Genomic DNA, 16,286 nt, shown 5'->3' with positions numbered 1-16,286 from the left:
CTGGATTGGTTGAGAACATTGAAAGCATGGCCCTAGACGAATTTCAGGTATTCGATGAGGATCTGTCGGCGGAGGCGCTGGCGGAGTATTTAACCGCAGAGGCGATCGCCGTTGACACAGAGACAATGGGGCTGCGGCCCTGGCGCGATCGCCTTTGTGTGGTGCAGCTTTGCGATCCTGCGGGGCGCGTGTCTGTCGTTCGCATCCTGCGGGGACAAACCGCCGCCCCCCACCTCCAGCAGTTGCTAGAAGCGCCGCAAATTACCAAAGTCTTTCACTTTGCCCGCTTTGACATGGCGGCGTTTCAGTACCATCTCAACATTGCGGTTCGTCCAGTTTTTTGCACCAAAATTGCCAGCAAGCTGGCCCGCACCTACGCCCCCCGCCACGGCCTCAAGGAGGTGGTGCAGGAGCTAGAGCGGGTGGAACTGGACAAAACCGCCCAAAGCTCTGACTGGGGCAACGCGCTAAACCTGTCGGAGGAGCAACTCCGCTATGCCGCCAATGACGTGCGGTTTCTGCTTAGCATCCGTCAAAAGCTGGCGGACATGCTCCAGCGCGAAGAGCGGTTAGCGTTGGCAGAATCTTGCTTTCGGTGTCTCCCCACCTTCGTGGATCTGGATTTGCTGCACTACGAGAACATTTTTGAACATTAATTGGTAAAATAATCAGTAGATTTACTGAGTCTCGATTTCAGCACTCTAGTTCCTCGGAACAGCTCTATCTTCCGACTCCTGAGGCCCCTGAACCCAAGTATTCACCCAGACTCCCCATCGGCCCCACTCTGGGGATAGGATGGAAGTATGATGAATGTCGTCGATGTCCTGGGCACCCCCCACGCCTACGAGCGAACTGCTCCCACCCAAACACCGATAACCCTGGTTTTTATTCACGGCTGGCTGCTGAGTCGTGCCTATTGGCAACCCGTAATTCAGCAGCTTGCGCCGAATTATACCTGCCTGTCCTACGACTTGCGCGGGTTTGGCGATTCGCAGCCGGGCCGGGCGATGTCGTCCCGCAAGGCAAGCGCCAATACTTCTTCTTGGTCTGCCCAAACCAGCGCTTCGAGGGAATCCACGAATCAGTTGCCCAGCAGCGCCGGGGGCGGCTTCGTCCCTGCAACGGCTGCGCTCCCCACTAGGGCGATCGCCCCACAGCCTCGACCGGGCTACACCCCCAGCGACTATGCCCGCGACCTAGAGCAGCTCCTTGAAACCCTAGATATCTCCAACGTCTGGCTGGTGGGGCACTCCCTCGGCGGCAGCATTGCGCTGTGGGCCGCAGACCGAATGCCCGATCGGGTGAAGGGCGTGGTCTGCGTCAATTCCGGCGGCGGTATTTACCTCAAAGAGGAATTTGAGCGCTTTCGGGCCGCAGGGCAGCAATTGGTCAAGCTGCGCCCCCGCTGGCTCTGCCATCTACCGATGGTAGACCTGATGATGACCTATATGAACGTTGCCCATCCCATCGACCGCGCCTGGGGACGACAGCGCTTGATGGATTGGGTGAGTGCTGACCCAGCGGCGGCTGTGGGCGCACTGCTCGACTCGACGACCGAAGCCGAGGTGCATCGCCTGCCGCAGGTCGTTTCTCGCCTGTCCCAGCCGGTCTACTTCATCGCCGGACAAAACGACACCGTGATGGAGCCGCAATATGTGCTGCATCTGGCCAGCTTCCATCGTCTATTTCAGCAATGTGGACAGAACGTGGTGCAGCTTCCCGACTGCGGACACCTGGCCATGATCGAACAGACCGACCTAGTGGTAGAACACTTGCAGGCGATTTTGGCGCGGCACGTTGCGGATCAGAGTTTGCAAACGATTGCTGATTAGTTCAGGACTTACGCACTCGCGACATGTTTTCTGGGTTTTGGACAATTTCTCGCGGGCTGCGCCTGTGAGAAACTATCCAACTGCGTAAGTCCTATAGTTGCTAGCTATTTACAGATGGCTCATCAGCGCCAGTTATATCAAATCTCCAAAGACCTGCTACATGTAAGAAGACGTTAGAGCTAGCCGCCATGAGTGGAGTCCTCAAAATCGATATCGCTGAAACAGCAGAAGAACTAAGAGCTAATTTGTAAAGGAGCCTGAAAGCCTTGTTAATCAAGGATTTCCGAGAAACCGCTTTTCCTGGGCAAACATGACCTCAAAGCCACACATGCCAAGAGTTTCAGGCTTCTTAAGATTTGCTTCATAAATTATATCAAATCTCCAAAGATCTGCTACATGTAAGAAGACGTTAGAGCGAGCCGCCATGAGTGGAGTCCTCAAAATCGATATCGCTGAAACAGCAGAAGAACTAAAAGCCGTCTTGGAACAACAGCAACGGTCATCACAGCGCCGTAAAGTACAGGTGTTGTGGTGGTTAAAAACCGGACAAGCGAAGAGCGTTGAGCAGTTAGCCCAACTGAGCGGTTGCCATCGCACGACCGTGTCTCGTTGGCTGAGCCAGTATCGACAGAGTGGACTCGAAGCGTTGGTGAAGGTGGCATCTCGCAGTGGACGACCGCGAGCGATTAGCGGTGAAGTCCTGGCATCTTTGGAGCGGGAACTGCAAGATCCAGAAGGCTTTAGCAGTTATGGAGCAGTGCAGCAGTGGCTCGCAGCGGTACATGGTCAACCCGTCCCCTACAAGACGGTGCATAAGACGGTGCGCTATCGGCTCAAAGCGAAGCTCAAAGTGCCCCGTCCGGTGTCAAAGAAGCAGACTCCTGGGGCGTGCGAGTCCGTTCAGCAAACCTTGCAGCCCAGATAAGCCAGTCGATTCCGCCAGCCTTGAGACAACGCTACGGGGGGCGAATCCGCTATTGGTGCAGCGATGAGAGCCGCGTCGGACTGCTGACGGTTCAACATCGCAAGTTGACGGGCTTTGGGGTGCAGCCGATTGGTTCAGTTCAATGGGACTTTGTGTATCGGTGGCTGTACGGTCTAGTGGAACCGCTGAGCGGTGCATCGTGGATAGTCGAGTTTTCTCATCTCGACAGTTCCTGTTTTGAGGCGTTTTTGCACAGCTTTGCGGCTCAGTTCCCCGATGATTTACATCTGATTCAGGTGGATAATGCCGCAGCCCATACGGCTCAGACCCTGACGATACCGGACAATGTCATCTTGGTGTTTCAGCCGCCTTATTGCCCTGAGGTCAATCCCATTGAGCGGGTCTGGCGGGAACTCAAGCGGGAGCTAGCTTGGGTTCACTTTGATGATGTTTGCCAACTCCAGCACGCCATCAGCCAGTGGGTTTGTCGCCTTTCGGCGGAGTCGCTGCGATCGCTGACTCAGTGGGATTGGATTGTCGATGCTCTATGTGTAGCGGGTATTTAGAGAATTGATATTAGCGTTTGCTATTAGCGGTTTGTATCAGCGTTCGTCTTAGAGGATGTTTGAAAAGTCCTACTGTTTGTAGCAAAGCGTACAAGATCCCCCTAAATCCCCCTTAAAAAGGGGGACTTTAAGGCGGTTTCCCCCCTTTTTAAGGGGGGCTAGGGGGGTTTAAGGGGGGCTAGGGGGGATCTCTGAGTGCTTAACATTACAGGCGATACCTTTTCAAACACCCTCTTAGCGTTCGTATCAGCGTTTGTAAAGGCGACAAACGATCGCCCCTGCGAGGTCTCTGGAAAAAGAAACCGTCGTGCCGTCTGCCTTGTGCCGGAGGCGATCGCGACAGTCATACACCTCCACCGGGCGCACCACACCGTCTACGCTCACCGCCGCCCGATATTCCCAAAAGTTTTTGGCGCTACGCTGGAGGCTTAGCACGCATACCGAATGCCCGTCTACCACCCGACAAAACACGGGCGCAGCGAGGCTGCTGCTCTGCAAAGCTGGCGCTAGCGCCCCAAAACCCAACCCCAGCTCCAACGCCAGCATCCACCCTAGCATTCGCCTAATCCCCAGCATTTTCTTCCTCATCGTTTCACGACGTTGTTTCACGACGGTTCTCAATCCAAACCCCAGAGATTCCCAATCCAAACCCCAGAAATTCTCAATCCCAAATCCAAAACCTTTAATGATCCACCGTCCCGTATGATCAAGGGCAGAGACGCACGTTAGAAGACCGGGAATGCCAACCATCTGGGAGCTAGATTTCTATTCTCGACCGGTTTTGGACGAGAAGGGCAAAAAGCTTTGGGAAGTTTTGATCTGCGAAAGCCCGCTGGACGTGAAGCAGCCAGTGGACGGGCTATTTCGCTATTCCACCTTTTTGAACAACACTGAGGTCAACTCGGTCAAGCTGCGGGAATCGGTCGAAGCGGCGATCGCCCGGGCCCCCGCCCCGCCCGACAAAATCCGCTTCTTTCGGCGGCAAATGTCGAACATGATCACCAAAGCCTGCGAGGAGGTCGGCATTCCCGCCTACGCCAGCCGCCGCACCCTCGCCCTCAGCCGTTGGCTTGACGAGCGCCTGGCCAGTGTCTATCCAGAAATGCCCAACTACCAGGCCGGCGGCAATCCCTCGGTGCTGCTGCCCAACCCCACGCCCCAGCCCCTCCCGGATGCCCTGATTGGGGAAAAGTGGGCCTTTGTCACGCTGGAGGCGACAGCCTTTGACGACCTGAGCGAATGGGCGATCGACTTTGGGGAATCGTTTCCGCTGGCGCTGGCGGGACTCGCCCCTGACACACCCGTTCCGGGTCTGCTGCTGTTTTCCAGCCGCGCCCTGCCCCTTGCTGCCTGGATGTCAGGGCTGGAACTCGCCTACGTGAAATATCTCTCTGAATCCAAGCCGCCACAACTGCTCTTGGAAACGGGTGGCAGCGACTCCTGGATTTTGGCAACCCTGACGACGGCCGCCCTCCAGCAAGAAGCCGCCCAGTTTGAAATGGCCAAAGCCAAAGCTGGCGGCATTCATTTCATCGCCGTGCAAACCGATCCGCAGGCAGAGGAATTCAAAGGATTCTGGCTGCTGGCGGAGCTGGTGCTGGGCTGAGGGAGGGCTGACAATCTCCTCTCCCCATCTCCCGGACTCTCCTCCCTGATCGCTTTAATCGCTCCATCAGCACTTTCTCCACCCCCGCCTATGGCCCCTCGTCCGCCCTCATCCCTATCCCTGGCAGAGCAACTGCTGGAATTGGCGCTGCGGTCTGGGGCCGAGGCGGCGGAGGTTTATGAGTCGCAATCGCTGTCGCGGCCGGTGTTTTTTGAGGCGAATCGGCTGAAACAATTGGAAACCTCGCAGGCAGAGGGAATTGCGCTGCGGCTATGGCGAGATGGGCGGCCGGGGCTGGCGGTGGCCTATGGGCCGGTGGAGCCAGGGGCGCTAGTGGAACGGGCGATCGCCCTCAGTCAGCTCAGCGAGCCAGAGACGATTGAGCTGGCTCCCGCCCATCCCAAGCACTACCCCGATTTGGGGGTGGGCGTGCCCGTCGAACAGTTGGTGGAATGGGGACGAGAGGCGATCGCCCTGGTGCGCGAACAATATCCCGAAGCGCTCTGCACGGCGGACTGGGAGTGCGACGTGGAAACCACGCGGCTGATCAACTCCAACGGGCTGGACTGCGGCTATACCGACACCACCCTCAGTTGCTACATGGCAGCGGAATGGATTCGCGGCGAAGATTTTCTCAGCGTGGCCGACGGCCAGACCGAGCGCGGCATTCTCGACCCGGTTTCGCTGGCGCAGCAGATTGTGCAGCGGCTCGACTGGGCGCAACGCAACACCGCGCCGCCCGTGGGCAAAGTGCCTGTGCTGTTTACTTCCAAAGCGGCGGATATGCTGTGGGGCACGGTGCAATCTGCCATGAACGGCAAGCAGGTGATCGAGCGGGCCTCGCCCTGGAGCGATCGCCTAGGGGAACCCGTGATGGATTCCCGCCTCACCCTGTCGCAGCATCCCGACATCGGCCCCTTTAGCTGCCCCTTCGACGATGAAGGCAGCCCGACCCAGCCCATCACCTTTGTCAAAGAGGGCGCGTTGCAGTTGTTCTACACCGACCGCACCATCGGCCGCGCCCTCAGCAGCGGCACCACGGGCAACGGCTTTCGGCCGGGTTTGGGCAGTTATCCCACGCCGGGCCTGTTTAACCTGATTGTCGAACCGGGCTTTAAGCCGCTGGAAAGCCTGCTGGCGCTCATGCAAGACGGCATTATCGTGGATCAAATGCTGGGCGGCGGCGCAGGCATTTCGGGCGAATTTTCGATCAATGTCGATCTGGGCTATCGAGTGCGGCGCGGTGAGGTGGTGGGCCGCGTCAAAGACACGATGGTTGCGGGGAATGTTTACACGGCGCTGCGAAACCTGATTGAATTGGGCGGCGATGCCGAATGGAATGGCTCTTGCTACACACCGTCGGTGGTGGTGGGTGGGCTGTCGGTAACGGGGCGACTGTAGGGGTGCGGATTTGGGGGATTTTGGATTTTGGATTGGGGTTTACAGCCTCCTCAGATCCAGTCTCTGAAGTACTGCTGTGGATGAAAGTGCTGGCAGTTGTGAAGACGGTTGACCTATGATCTGAAATCGCAAATCCAAAACCGCAAATCCAAAACCGCAAATCCAAAATCGAGAATCGACCTAACGGGGGGCGAATCCGCGATTGGTGCAGCGATGAGAGTCGCGTTGGACTGCTGACAGTCCAACATCGCAAGTTGACGGGCTTTGGGGTGCAGCCGATTGGTTCAATTCAATGGGAGTTTGTAAGTAGGTGGACATTAATAAATATAAAACCCAAAGACCCTGCGCCGCCCGCCGCGCGGGCGGCGCAGGGTTCAGGATCTGTTTTTTAATCTGGTCTATCCACTTAGATTGGGGATTTTAGATTGGCGATTTTGGGTTGCCTGGTTTTGGATTGCCTGTCCCTGGATGCCTGTCTTTGGCTTGCCGGCTCGGGAGGTTGCAGGGCTTTCAACAATTTTCAGCGATTTGATGTGCGTTTATGTGCGACTTCGCTGCAAGTAATCTGGGAAATGAGAGCTGCAAGACTAGTCGTGGTGCGGCAGGAGGTGGGGCATCAAGGAGTGGGGTTTTTCGAGACCATGCGCTTCCATGAGTTCCTGATTGCCCATGATCTGGCGTGGGTCGCCATCGGCAATGATGCGCCCTTCGTCTAGCAAAATCACGCGATCGCACACTTCCAGCACCAGTTCCAGATCGTGGGACGCGATCAGTAACGTCTGGGGCGCACGCTGCAAAAACTGGATCAGGCGGCGACGGGTGCGGAGATCCAGGCTGGCAGAGGGTTCGTCATACAGCACCACGCGGGGACGCATGGCCAAAATTCCGGCGATCGCCACCATCTGCTTTTGCCCGCCCGACAGGTGGTGCGGCGGTCGCGCTGCGAGGTCGGCCGTGCCCGTCAGCATCAGCGCCTCTTGCACTCGCTGGGCCACCTCTCCGGGCGACAGGCCCATGTTCTGCGGGCCAAAGGCGACATCATCCCACACCGATGCCGAGAAAAGCTGATCGTTAGGCGATTGAAACAGCAGCCCCACGCCTGGATGAAAATGTCCGGCCCGCACGGGTTCTCCAAACAGGAAAATCTCGCCTGCATCGGGGCGCAGCACCCCACACATCAGGGTGAACAGCGTCGTCTTGCCACAGCCGTTGTGGCCGATGATGCCGACCCGTTCGCCGTCTGCAATTTGCAGCGATACGTCTTGCAGCGTGCAGGGCTGTCCGGGATAAGCAAAGGTGAGATTTGCCACGGTCAGCGCATCGGGAATCGGGGCGCAAACAGGGTCAGAGCAGGTTGGGCGGAGGTCGGTTTGGGTCATTGAGTCAGGATTAGCGCGTGAGATATGAAGCAGCGAACTAGCGAAACGATAGGAGATGGGTGAGTTGCGGAACGCCAAAGGAGACAGGGACAAATCCCAGCCCCAGAAGGGCGATCGCCAGAGCAACCGCGCCCGCCAGCCCCATCATGCTAGCCAGATCAAGGGTGGAAAACGGCGTTTTGGGTTGGGCAACAGGTGCAGCGCCGGATCGGGGCGTATAGCCGTAGCCGCGCAGCCGCATGGCTTTGTAGACGCGCTCAGACTGTTCATAGCTGCGGATGAGTAAGGTTCCCGCCAGAGCGGATAAATTACCCAGATCGGTTCGCCGTGGCAAAAAGGGGATGGAGAAACCCCGATGGCGATCGCCCGATGGAACTTGCCCAAAGCCGCGCAGCCGCATGGCCAGTTTCATGGTAGCCAGGGTTTCGGCTAGGTCAAATAAGTAGCGATAGGTTAGCAGGGTCATATCGGCCAGCACCGGCGGCAGCCCGAGCGATCGCAGCGCAGCCACCAGCGTCAGAAACGGCGTTGTGCCGAGCAAAATAAAGCCCGTCGTGACGATGGCCAAAAATCGCCCCGCAATCAGCAGCATGGCAGACAGCCCCTCCTGACGCAGCACCACAGGCCCCAGTTGCCACAGGACGGTCTGCCCCGAACAGAACGGCAGCAGCGCCACCACGCCCAGCAGAAAATAGCCCGGATAGCGCAGGCGCGATCGCAGAAACGAGAGGGGCAGCCGAGACAGCCCGTAGAGCGAGAGGGCGATCGCCAGAACCACGGGCACCAGCCAGCCCCGCTCCACAAACGCAAAGGCAAACATCAGCGTCACCAGCCCCAGCAGCTTGCAGCGCGGCTCCCAGCGGTGGATCGGCGAGTCGAGATGGGCAAACTCATCCATCACCAGCCTCATGCAGCCCTCCCGCCCGTCGATTTTTTTGAGGGCTGACCGGCTGGCTGCAACGCCGACGGGTCAGATCGAGTCGGGTCTTGTAACAATTCTGGCTTGACCCGCCGCAAAAAGCCCACCAGCATTGCCGTAAACACGCCCTCAATCAGCGCCAGCGGAATATGCGATGCGACGAGTCCGTAGACGGCGACCCGCTCTGCCTGAGCATCCAGCCCACCGGGAATCGTCGCCAAAATCAGCCCAAAGAAAATCAGCGCTGCCAGCCCTAGCCCAATCGCCCCTGCCAAAAACGCAAACAGGAGATCTGCTCGCCTCGCCCCCAGCCGCCCAAACCGATGGCGCAGCCGAAACACCCACGCTGCCACCAGCGCTGGAAAGCCCATTAGCACGGTGTTAACGCCCAGCGTCGTCAGGCCGCCGTGCCCAAACATGACCGCTTGCAAAAATAGCCCAATGGCGATCGCAGGCACTGCAAAATAGCCCAACACCGCGCCCAGCAGCCCGTTCAGCACCAGATGCACACTTGCTGGCGGGATCGGAATGTGGATGGACGACGCGATGAAAAAGGCCGCCGTCAGCAGTGATGCCTTGGGGATTTGCTCCGTCACGTCTGGCATTCGGTTAATTTTCCGCAGCGCATAACCCAGCAGCGGGGCCGCCAATGCATAGCCACCAATGCAGACGGGCGCGGGGAGGATGCCATCAGGTATGTGCATTGTGAGCCTTGGGTCGTCGAGAGAAAAACAGCGCCGTTCCTACGCAGCCCCAAATCACCGAAGCCGCCATGACGAACCTCTGAATTGGATTTAGCCCGCCGCCGGAGCGCGATCCTGGGGGACTGATTGCAGAGGAACTGGTGGCAGGGGAACTAGTGGCAGGGGAACTAGTGGCAGGGGAACTGGTGGCAGCGGACGCAGGTTCACCAGCGCCCGCCGCCGCACCGCCCCCTACCGGAATCACCAAAATTTCGCCATGCCCTGCCTGCCGCACCTGCACCTCCCAGTTGCCGGGTTGGGCCGGGTCAGGCGCAAAGAGAAAGCGACCGGATTCATCGGCCGTGCCCCGCAGCCAGGGGGTTTGCGGATCGGCGGGCGAGAAGACCGCAACCTGGGCCCCAGACATGGGCTGTCCACCGTCGTAGCGAGCTTCCAGGGCGATCGCCCGCGTCTCCTGATAGGTAATATCAACCCCGTGGGCGTGGGCCGGTGCAGACAGGTTGGCGATGGTTATCCCTGTGGCGATCGCCAGCAGCCCAAATCGCAGCGCCCCAAACCGCAGAACAAGCCGCGTCCTAAACCGTCTTAAACAGCTTAAACAGCGTTTCAAAAAGCGCCCCACCCCCTGCGCTCCCTGGTAATCCATACTCAAACCTCGCCGTAAAATGCCCAACTTTAGCTCACTCAACAGAACGCTCAACAAAACACTCAACGAACGATACCCAAATCAGACTTAAGGAACCAGAGTTCACCCGGTCAGATCTAATCAGGATGTTCCTGAACCGTTCCCAAATCGCTCCAAACCTCAGGATGCACAAGCGAAAACCAAGCGGACTCAGTGCAAACTAAGAGCTAAGACTGGCGACAGTGACCCTCGCCCACATGCCCCAGTGAGGGCAGGATGCTGTTTAGCAAGTCGCGGTTTTCCTTAGACAAGCTTGTGTCCAGGGTTTTCAAGTCGGCACTCACCCGCCCATTCTGAGCCAGCGCGGCGATCGGCCCAAAGCCCAGCGCGCCCGTGTTGAGTTCGTCGTCTGCTGGAGCATCGCCATCCCCAAACAAATGGTCAAAGTGGAACGTTGCCTCTAGGTCGGCGCTGCCGTTTGCCTCCAAGATGCCCTTACGCGCATCGCCCACAAAATCCCCACAGGTAAACGTCATTTCGCGATCCAGGTTGAGCGTAAAGTTCACCGTCTGCCCATCTTTCACGCCCGTTCCCACAATCACCAGCGCATAGCCCTTGGCGGGGCCGTCCTTGGCATTCGCCATTCGCCACGACAGCGCATTATAGCGACCCGCCGGAGCCGCCACCTCTCCCACCAGAATCGGGTCTGCATTTTCATCGCCTGCCGCCAGGTCAACCGTCTTTTCTCCCGGCAGCGTCACCTGCTGTTGCGCCCGGATGGGGTCTGCACCTTCAGGATTAAAAGGGGGATCAGTCTGATAAGCGGTAATATCCGCTAGATTGACATACATATGGTCGAAAGACACCTCCCATCCATCCTTGGACACAAACCCCTGACGCACAAAATCTTCGCCGTTGGCCCGAATCTGCAAAGTCCCCTGACCTTGCGCCTGGGGCTGCGTTTGCCCCTGGGGAGCATTACTCTGAGGCACGTCGTTACCAGAACAGGCGGAAAGTAAACCAACTGCCAGCAGCGCAAATCCAGAACTTTTGACGGATGATTTGAATGATTGTTTTAAGTAACTCTTCCACATACTCCACATACTTCTTCGAGTTTCTTTCTATGATGATTTAACGCACCATTAAAACCGTACCTAACAATACTTGCCAAATCTTGAATTAATCTTGAGTTTCTTGTCGAATGTAGCGACCTCCATACAGTATCTTAAATAAGACTTGGAGAAATCAATCTTCAGATTCACTTCAGATCCTCGACGGATTGCTGAAACCCTTTCTATCTAAACCGGGCGATGTAGTCAAGCTATACGGCCTTGAAATGTAACCAGGTTTAAGTTCAGATTTTGCGATTCTTTCAACCGTGCTTTTTAACACTCATAGTTAATCTGGTTGTGTCCCAGATTTCAATGCCCTTAGGGGGGATAGGGTACAGACGGAGCCTTTTCGCAAGAGATAAAGAGATAAATTGATCGACAAATAAACGTACTGAGAAGATCAATCATGATTTTAGAGGTCTATCCCTGATGCAAGCGCTACACGCATTCAAGTAGGGTGTTTCAGTGTTTAACCATAGAGATTTTGTATTAGGAACAACCAAGTAGGTAGACATTAAAAATATAAAACCCAAAGACCCTGCGCTGCCCGCGCACCGGGCGGCGCAGGGTTCAGGATCTGTTTTTTAATCTGGTCTATCTACTTAGTACTCAACAACGGCTCGTGCATTGTCAAACCTTTGAGTTGCCGCAAGTGGAAGGAACGGTTGAGGAGATGAGTGTAGACGGCGGTAAAGTGCGATTGCGAACACCCCAAGGACAACCGAGTGAATGGCACGATTACAAGGCAGTGAATTTGCACGAGTCCTGTGTGTCTACCTTCTTCCAAGATAATAAACCTCCCATTCACGCAGGAGGTTATAATGCCTATGGGCAACAGGTAATCGTAGGATAGCCTCACACCATAGGTATCTCACACAGGTATCTCACACAGATATTTAGAGAGACAGGCAATTTCTGTTGATAAAGCGTCAGAGCGGTTTTCGTTTGCGCTTTGGGATGGGTTGTAGTGATGACACAGAGCGATCGCCCCCAAACCTGCGCCCCTGGCCCAGCGACACCACCGCAGCGCTGCTGCTTTCCCGTGCCACCCGCACCAGCAGCGCTGCCGACACTAGGCTGGCGATGACGGAACTGCCGCCGTAGCTAAAGAAGGGAAACGGTAGCCCGGTGGTGGGCAGCGCTCCTGTGGCCACGCCAATATTCAGCAGCGATTGCCCCACCAGCAGCACCACCACGCCGATCGCCACTAGTTGATGAATTGGGCTTTTGGCCTTTAGCGCCACCCGCAGCCCCAGCGCCGCGAAGGAACCCAGCAGCAGCAGCAGCAATAGCCCGCCCAAAAAACCAAATTCTTCGGCATAGACCGCAAAAATAAAGTCGGTATAGTGAATCGGCAGGTAAAACAGCTTTTGCTGCGACAGCCCAAAGCCCGTGCCCGTGAGGCCGCCAGAGCCAACGGCCAGCAAGCTCTGAATCAACTGGTAGCCGTTTTGGGCGGGGTCTGCCCAGGGATTGAGAAACGACACGATGCGATCGCGCTGATAGTCGCGCAGGCTGACGCTGAGAACGGCGGCACTCAGCCCGGCGATCGCCGTACCACCCAGGTATCGCCAGGGCAGCCCAGCCGCCAGCGCCATCAGCCATAGCAGCATTCCGCACAGCGCCGTCGTACTCAGGTTGGGCTGGAGCAAGATGCTGGCCAGCAGCACCACAAAAATGCCCAGCCAGGTAAACCGCACCCGCCACGATAGCCGATCCCACCGCCCAAAAATCCGCGCCCCTTGCAGCACCAGAAATGGCTTGATCAATTCCGACGGCTGCAAAATCGGCAATGGCCCGATCGCCAGCCAGCGACTCGCGCCGTTGACCGTTGTGCCAAATCCGGGAACCAGGGTTAGAAGAATCAGCCCCAGGCAGATCAGCATCAGCAGATCCGCCATGCCCAGCACAAACCGCAGCGGCGTACTGACCAACAGGCTAAAGCCCAGCAGCCCAATGCACCCATACAAAACCTGGCGCTGAATATAATAAAGCCCGTTGCCATGCTCGGTATCGGCGATCGCATAAGAGGCAGAAAACAGCACCGCCAGCCCTAGGCCCAGCCACAAAAACGTCAGCCAGCGCAACATCCGCGCCTCCATCGCCCAGGTATCGACTGGCGTACTTTCCCAGGGCAGCGCAGATGACCCAGAAGGGCGATCGCCCGACTCCGGCGATTTTTGGGGCGGCTCGATGATTGGCTGCACAGCCGAGGGCATCGGCGCAGACTGCACCGGACGGCGACTTTTCCCAATACTTCTCACGCGGCGGCTCATATCGCGGCGACTCGTAAAACGATTCACAAATAACAATTCACAAATAACGATTCACAGACGCAGACTCACAAATCCAGGCTCACGAATCCAGACGGAGCAAGCAAACAGCTATCATAAACCAGACTGCCTCTAACCCTAGCGCAACTTTCCCGGTGCGTTAAAACAAAATCCCTGCTGACCCCACTCTCGGATTCCCAAGATGGCTATCTTCAATGTGCGATCGCTCCGCAAAGACTTCGGCATCAAGGAAATTCTCCGGGATGCCAGCTTTAGCCTGGAGGAAGGCGATAAGGTGGGGCTGATCGGCACCAACGGGTCGGGCAAGTCTACTCTGCTGAAAATGCTGGCGGGGCTGGAACCAGCAGACGGCGGCGAGATCTGGCGCAACTCCGGCGCAAAGGTGGTATACCTACCGCAGCAGCCCGCCGTAGATGAGAATCGCACGGTGCTGGAGCAGGTGTTTGCAGACTGTGGCGAACAGATGGCGCTGGTGCGCGAGTATGAAGATTTGTCGGACAAGCTGGCGCACGGACACGGCGACCCCGACGTGCTAATGGCGAAACTATCCAGCGTGTCGCAGAAAATCGAAATGGCCAACGCCTGGGAGCTAGAAACCCAGGCCAAGGTGATCCTCAGTAAGCTGGGCATTCAGGACTTTGAGGCGCGGGTGGGCGACCTGTCGGGTGGATATCGCCGCAGAATTGCGATCGCCACTGCCCTGCTCTCCGACCCCGACGCGCTGCTGATCGACGAACCCACCAACCATCTCGACGCGCTCTCGGTGGAATGGCTCCAGGATTATCTCCAGCGCTTTCGCGGCGCGATTTTGCTGATTACGCACGATCGCTACTTTCTCGATCGCGTCACCAATCGCATCTTGGAAATCGATCGGGGCGACCTCTACGCCTACGCGGGCAACTACAGCTACTACCTGACCCAAAAGGCCGAAGCCGAAGAATCGGCCGCCAGCAGCCAGCGCAAACATGCCGGAGTCTTGCGGCGCGAGCTGGAGTGGCTGAAGCGCGGCCCCAAAGCCCGCAGCACCAAGCAAAAAGCCCGCATCCAGCGGATTCAGGACATGCAGGCGCAGGAATTCAAACAGGCCCAGGGTAAGGTCGATATCACCACCGCCGGCCGTCGGATTGGCAAAAAGGTCATCGAACTCACGAATATTTCCAAGGCCTACGGCGACCGGGTGCTGATCAAAGACTTTACCCACAGTTTCAACCCGGAAGATCGCATCGGCATCATTGGCGGCAACGGCGCGGGCAAATCTACCCTGATGAATATCATCACCGGGCGCGTGTCGCCGGATAGTGGCACGGTGGACATTGGCTCCACGATCCACATCGGCTATTTCGATCAGCACTCCGAAGACCTGGAAATCAACGAAAATCAGCGGGTGATAGATTACCTGAAAGGCGTGGCAGAACTGGTGAAAACAGCGGATGGCAGCGTCATCACTGCGTCGCAAATGCTGGAGCGCTTCTTGTTTTCACCCAACCAGCAGTATGCACCCATTAACAAGCTCTCCGGTGGCGAAAAGCGCAGGCTATTTTTGCTGAAGGTGCTGATGGGTGCGCCCAATGTGCTGATTTTGGACGAGCCGACCAACGACCTGGACGTGCAAACGCTGGCAGTGCTGGAGGAGTACCTGGAGGATTTCAACGGATGTGCGATCGCCGTTTCGCACGATCGCTACTTTCTCGATCGCGTGGTGGACGTAATTTTCGCGCTAGAACCGGGCGGCACGATTCGCCAATATCCCGGCAACTACACCACCTATCTGGAACATCTGGAGCGGCAAAAGCAGGAAGCCGCCACCGAAGCCCCCAAATCTGCTCCCAAAGTAGCCGCGAAGCCTACAACTTCTGAGTCTGCAAGCACTGTCAATTCCTCTAGCAGCGCCACCAGGCCGCGCAAGCTGTCTTTCAAAGAAAAGCGCGAATATGAAACTCTGGAGGCGAAAATTCCCGCCCTAGAAGCGGAACGGGATGCGCTAGAACAGCAGCTTTATGACCAGCCGCCTGCTGACTTTACGGAAATGCAGCGGTTGACAGAAAAGCTGGCCAGCCTGACGACCGAAATCGACACCGCCACAGAGCGCTGGCTGGAGCTAGCCGAACTGATTGACGCTTAGGACGTTTTTAAGGAACGCCTACTGTAAGATGCTTACTGTAAAACGCCTCAAGATGCTTACTGTAAAACGCCTCCTTTTGGAACGTCTTTGAACACCTTTAGAACGCCTTTAGAACACCTTTAGAATGCCCTCGAAGCACTATCCCTAGCGTTCCGTTGGGGCTGAGCCATGCTATGCTCAGGGATGGAGTTGGCGTAAAGCCGTGTTTCCCCGATGCATTCTGGATGGATTGCCTGTCAGATGGATGCCATCGCTCTGTTTCAAGGAATCATGTGCTGTCCGCCGCTCTGCTTCGGTTCTGGTGGGGATCAGCCACCAGACGCAAGGGGGAAAGTTCGGTGCAAATCCGACGCTGTCCCGCAACTGTGATGAGCGCAACCGCACGGGACGCTTGACCCTCTGTTTGCCAGATTCTTGGGCAGGGCAGATTTGTCAGTTCTTTAGCCTGAGCGCGTCGCCTCTGAGTCAGGATGCCCGCCGATAGCACCACCTGATGATTCATCTGCGAGGCATAGATGGTTTCAAGTTTAATTTTTTTGGGACGCGATCCGGGGCGATCGCCCACTTCGTACTACTCCTTTCAGGCTGCTCGATCCTTTGAAATGTTTGAACCAAACGCGGCAGATTCGCTGGAATTTTCTCCAGATGTTTGACCATGGGGATCAAAGAAAACTGCCAGACTCCTTTAGTTCGGCGGTCATCTCAGCATTTCACCGATTAAAGCTTCGGCATAGGCATGATTTGCCAGAAGTGTTGAATCTTGATGGTAAAACTTTACAAAAAGCACTCTCAAGAGGCGGA

Annotated in this window: 14 protein-coding genes, 1 pseudogene and 1 riboswitch; of the genes and pseudogenes, 8 read left to right on the top strand and 7 right to left on the bottom strand. The window is 56.8% G+C overall.

What is annotated here, in order from left to right; all coding sequences use genetic code 11:
* Positions 1–26 precede the first annotated feature (26 nt).
* From HPC62_RS15140 to HPC62_RS15125, 4 genes are all read left to right on the top strand, one after another.
* Positions 27–656 (top strand): ribonuclease D, encoded by a 630-nt coding sequence (locus HPC62_RS15140; protein WP_172356999.1) that lies wholly within the window; start codon positions 27–29, stop codon positions 654–656.
* Between the two features lie 150 nt (positions 657–806).
* On the top strand, positions 807–1,832 hold the full coding sequence (locus HPC62_RS15135) for an alpha/beta fold hydrolase (RefSeq protein ID WP_172358982.1): 1,026 nt from the start codon (positions 807–809) through the stop codon (positions 1,830–1,832).
* 424 nt (positions 1,833–2,256) lie between these two features.
* Positions 2,257–2,757, top strand: coding sequence for a helix-turn-helix domain-containing protein (locus HPC62_RS15130; RefSeq protein WP_172354232.1), 501 nt, complete (start codon positions 2,257–2,259; stop codon positions 2,755–2,757).
* 20 nt (positions 2,758–2,777) lie between these two features.
* A complete protein-coding gene (locus tag HPC62_RS15125) occupies positions 2,778–3,323 on the top strand; it encodes an IS630 family transposase (protein WP_172354233.1) in 546 nt (181 codons plus the stop codon).
* Positions 3,324–3,569: 246 nt separating this feature from the next.
* Here HPC62_RS15125 and HPC62_RS15120 read toward each other — a convergent pair whose 3' ends face one another.
* Entirely contained in the window at positions 3,570–3,932 is a 363-nt protein-coding gene (locus HPC62_RS15120) for a hypothetical protein (RefSeq protein WP_216655265.1), read from the bottom strand.
* Positions 3,933–4,062: 130 nt separating this feature from the next.
* Between HPC62_RS15120 and HPC62_RS15115 the strand changes: the two genes are divergently transcribed.
* Positions 4,063–4,929, top strand: a complete 867-nt coding sequence (locus HPC62_RS15115; RefSeq protein ID WP_172356997.1) for a Tab2/Atab2 family RNA-binding protein — start codon at positions 4,063–4,065, stop codon at positions 4,927–4,929.
* 90 nt (positions 4,930–5,019) lie between these two features.
* Positions 5,020–6,330 carry a TldD/PmbA family protein gene (locus HPC62_RS15110; RefSeq protein ID WP_172356995.1) on the top strand — a complete coding sequence of 437 codons (1,311 nt, stop codon included), beginning with the start codon at positions 5,020–5,022 and terminating at the stop codon, positions 6,328–6,330.
* A 587-nt stretch (positions 6,331–6,917) separates the two neighbouring features.
* On the opposite strand, the gene HPC62_RS15105 is transcribed toward HPC62_RS15110, so the two are convergent.
* From HPC62_RS15105 to HPC62_RS15085, 5 genes are all read right to left on the bottom strand, one after another.
* A complete protein-coding gene (locus HPC62_RS15105) occupies positions 6,918–7,709 on the bottom strand; it encodes an energy-coupling factor ABC transporter ATP-binding protein (protein WP_172356993.1) in 792 nt (263 codons plus the stop codon).
* A 37-nt stretch (positions 7,710–7,746) separates the two neighbouring features.
* Entirely contained in the window at positions 7,747–8,619 is an 873-nt protein-coding gene (gene cbiQ, locus HPC62_RS15100) for a cobalt ECF transporter T component CbiQ (protein ID WP_172356990.1), read from the bottom strand.
* Entirely contained in the window at positions 8,616–9,332 is a 717-nt protein-coding gene (cbiM, locus tag HPC62_RS15095; RefSeq protein WP_172356988.1) for a cobalt transporter CbiM, read from the bottom strand. The genes cbiQ and cbiM overlap by 4 nt, the downstream gene beginning before the upstream one ends.
* Positions 9,319–9,978: a carboxypeptidase-like regulatory domain-containing protein gene (locus tag HPC62_RS15090; RefSeq protein ID WP_225906758.1), complete on the bottom strand. Its 660-nt coding sequence runs from the start codon at positions 9,976–9,978 to the stop codon at positions 9,319–9,321. The genes cbiM and HPC62_RS15090 overlap by 14 nt, the downstream gene beginning before the upstream one ends.
* 206 nt (positions 9,979–10,184) lie before the next feature.
* Positions 10,185–10,949, bottom strand: coding sequence for a DUF4382 domain-containing protein (locus HPC62_RS15085; RefSeq protein ID WP_225910556.1), 765 nt, complete (start codon positions 10,947–10,949; stop codon positions 10,185–10,187).
* A gap of 724 nt (positions 10,950–11,673) precedes the next feature.
* On the opposite strand from HPC62_RS15085, the pseudogene HPC62_RS23495 reads away from it, so the two are divergent.
* Positions 11,674–11,862, top strand: a pseudogene (locus HPC62_RS23495) (ISKra4 family transposase); the annotation flags it as partial.
* Positions 11,863–11,998: 136 nt separating this feature from the next.
* Here HPC62_RS23495 and HPC62_RS15080 read toward each other — a convergent pair.
* Positions 11,999–13,171: an FtsW/RodA/SpoVE family cell cycle protein gene (locus HPC62_RS15080; RefSeq protein WP_225906829.1), complete on the bottom strand. Its 1,173-nt coding sequence runs from the start codon at positions 13,169–13,171 to the stop codon at positions 11,999–12,001.
* A 373-nt stretch (positions 13,172–13,544) separates the two neighbouring features.
* Here HPC62_RS15080 and HPC62_RS15075 point away from each other — a divergent pair, with 373 nt between their 5' ends.
* Positions 13,545–15,485: an ABC-F family ATP-binding cassette domain-containing protein gene (locus HPC62_RS15075; RefSeq protein ID WP_172356984.1), complete on the top strand. Its 1,941-nt coding sequence runs from the start codon at positions 13,545–13,547 to the stop codon at positions 15,483–15,485.
* 276 nt (positions 15,486–15,761) lie between these two features.
* A riboswitch (cobalamin riboswitch) is annotated at positions 15,762–15,982 on the top strand.
* The last annotated feature ends 304 nt before the right edge of the window (positions 15,983–16,286 follow it).

The organism is Thermoleptolyngbya sichuanensis A183 (assembly GCF_013177315.1).
GTDB classification, from domain to species: Bacteria; Cyanobacteriota; Cyanobacteriia; order Elainellales; family Elainellaceae; genus Thermoleptolyngbya; species Thermoleptolyngbya sichuanensis.
The sequence above is the reverse complement of the archived record's forward strand: the minus strand, read 5'-3'. Positions and strand labels throughout refer to the sequence as shown.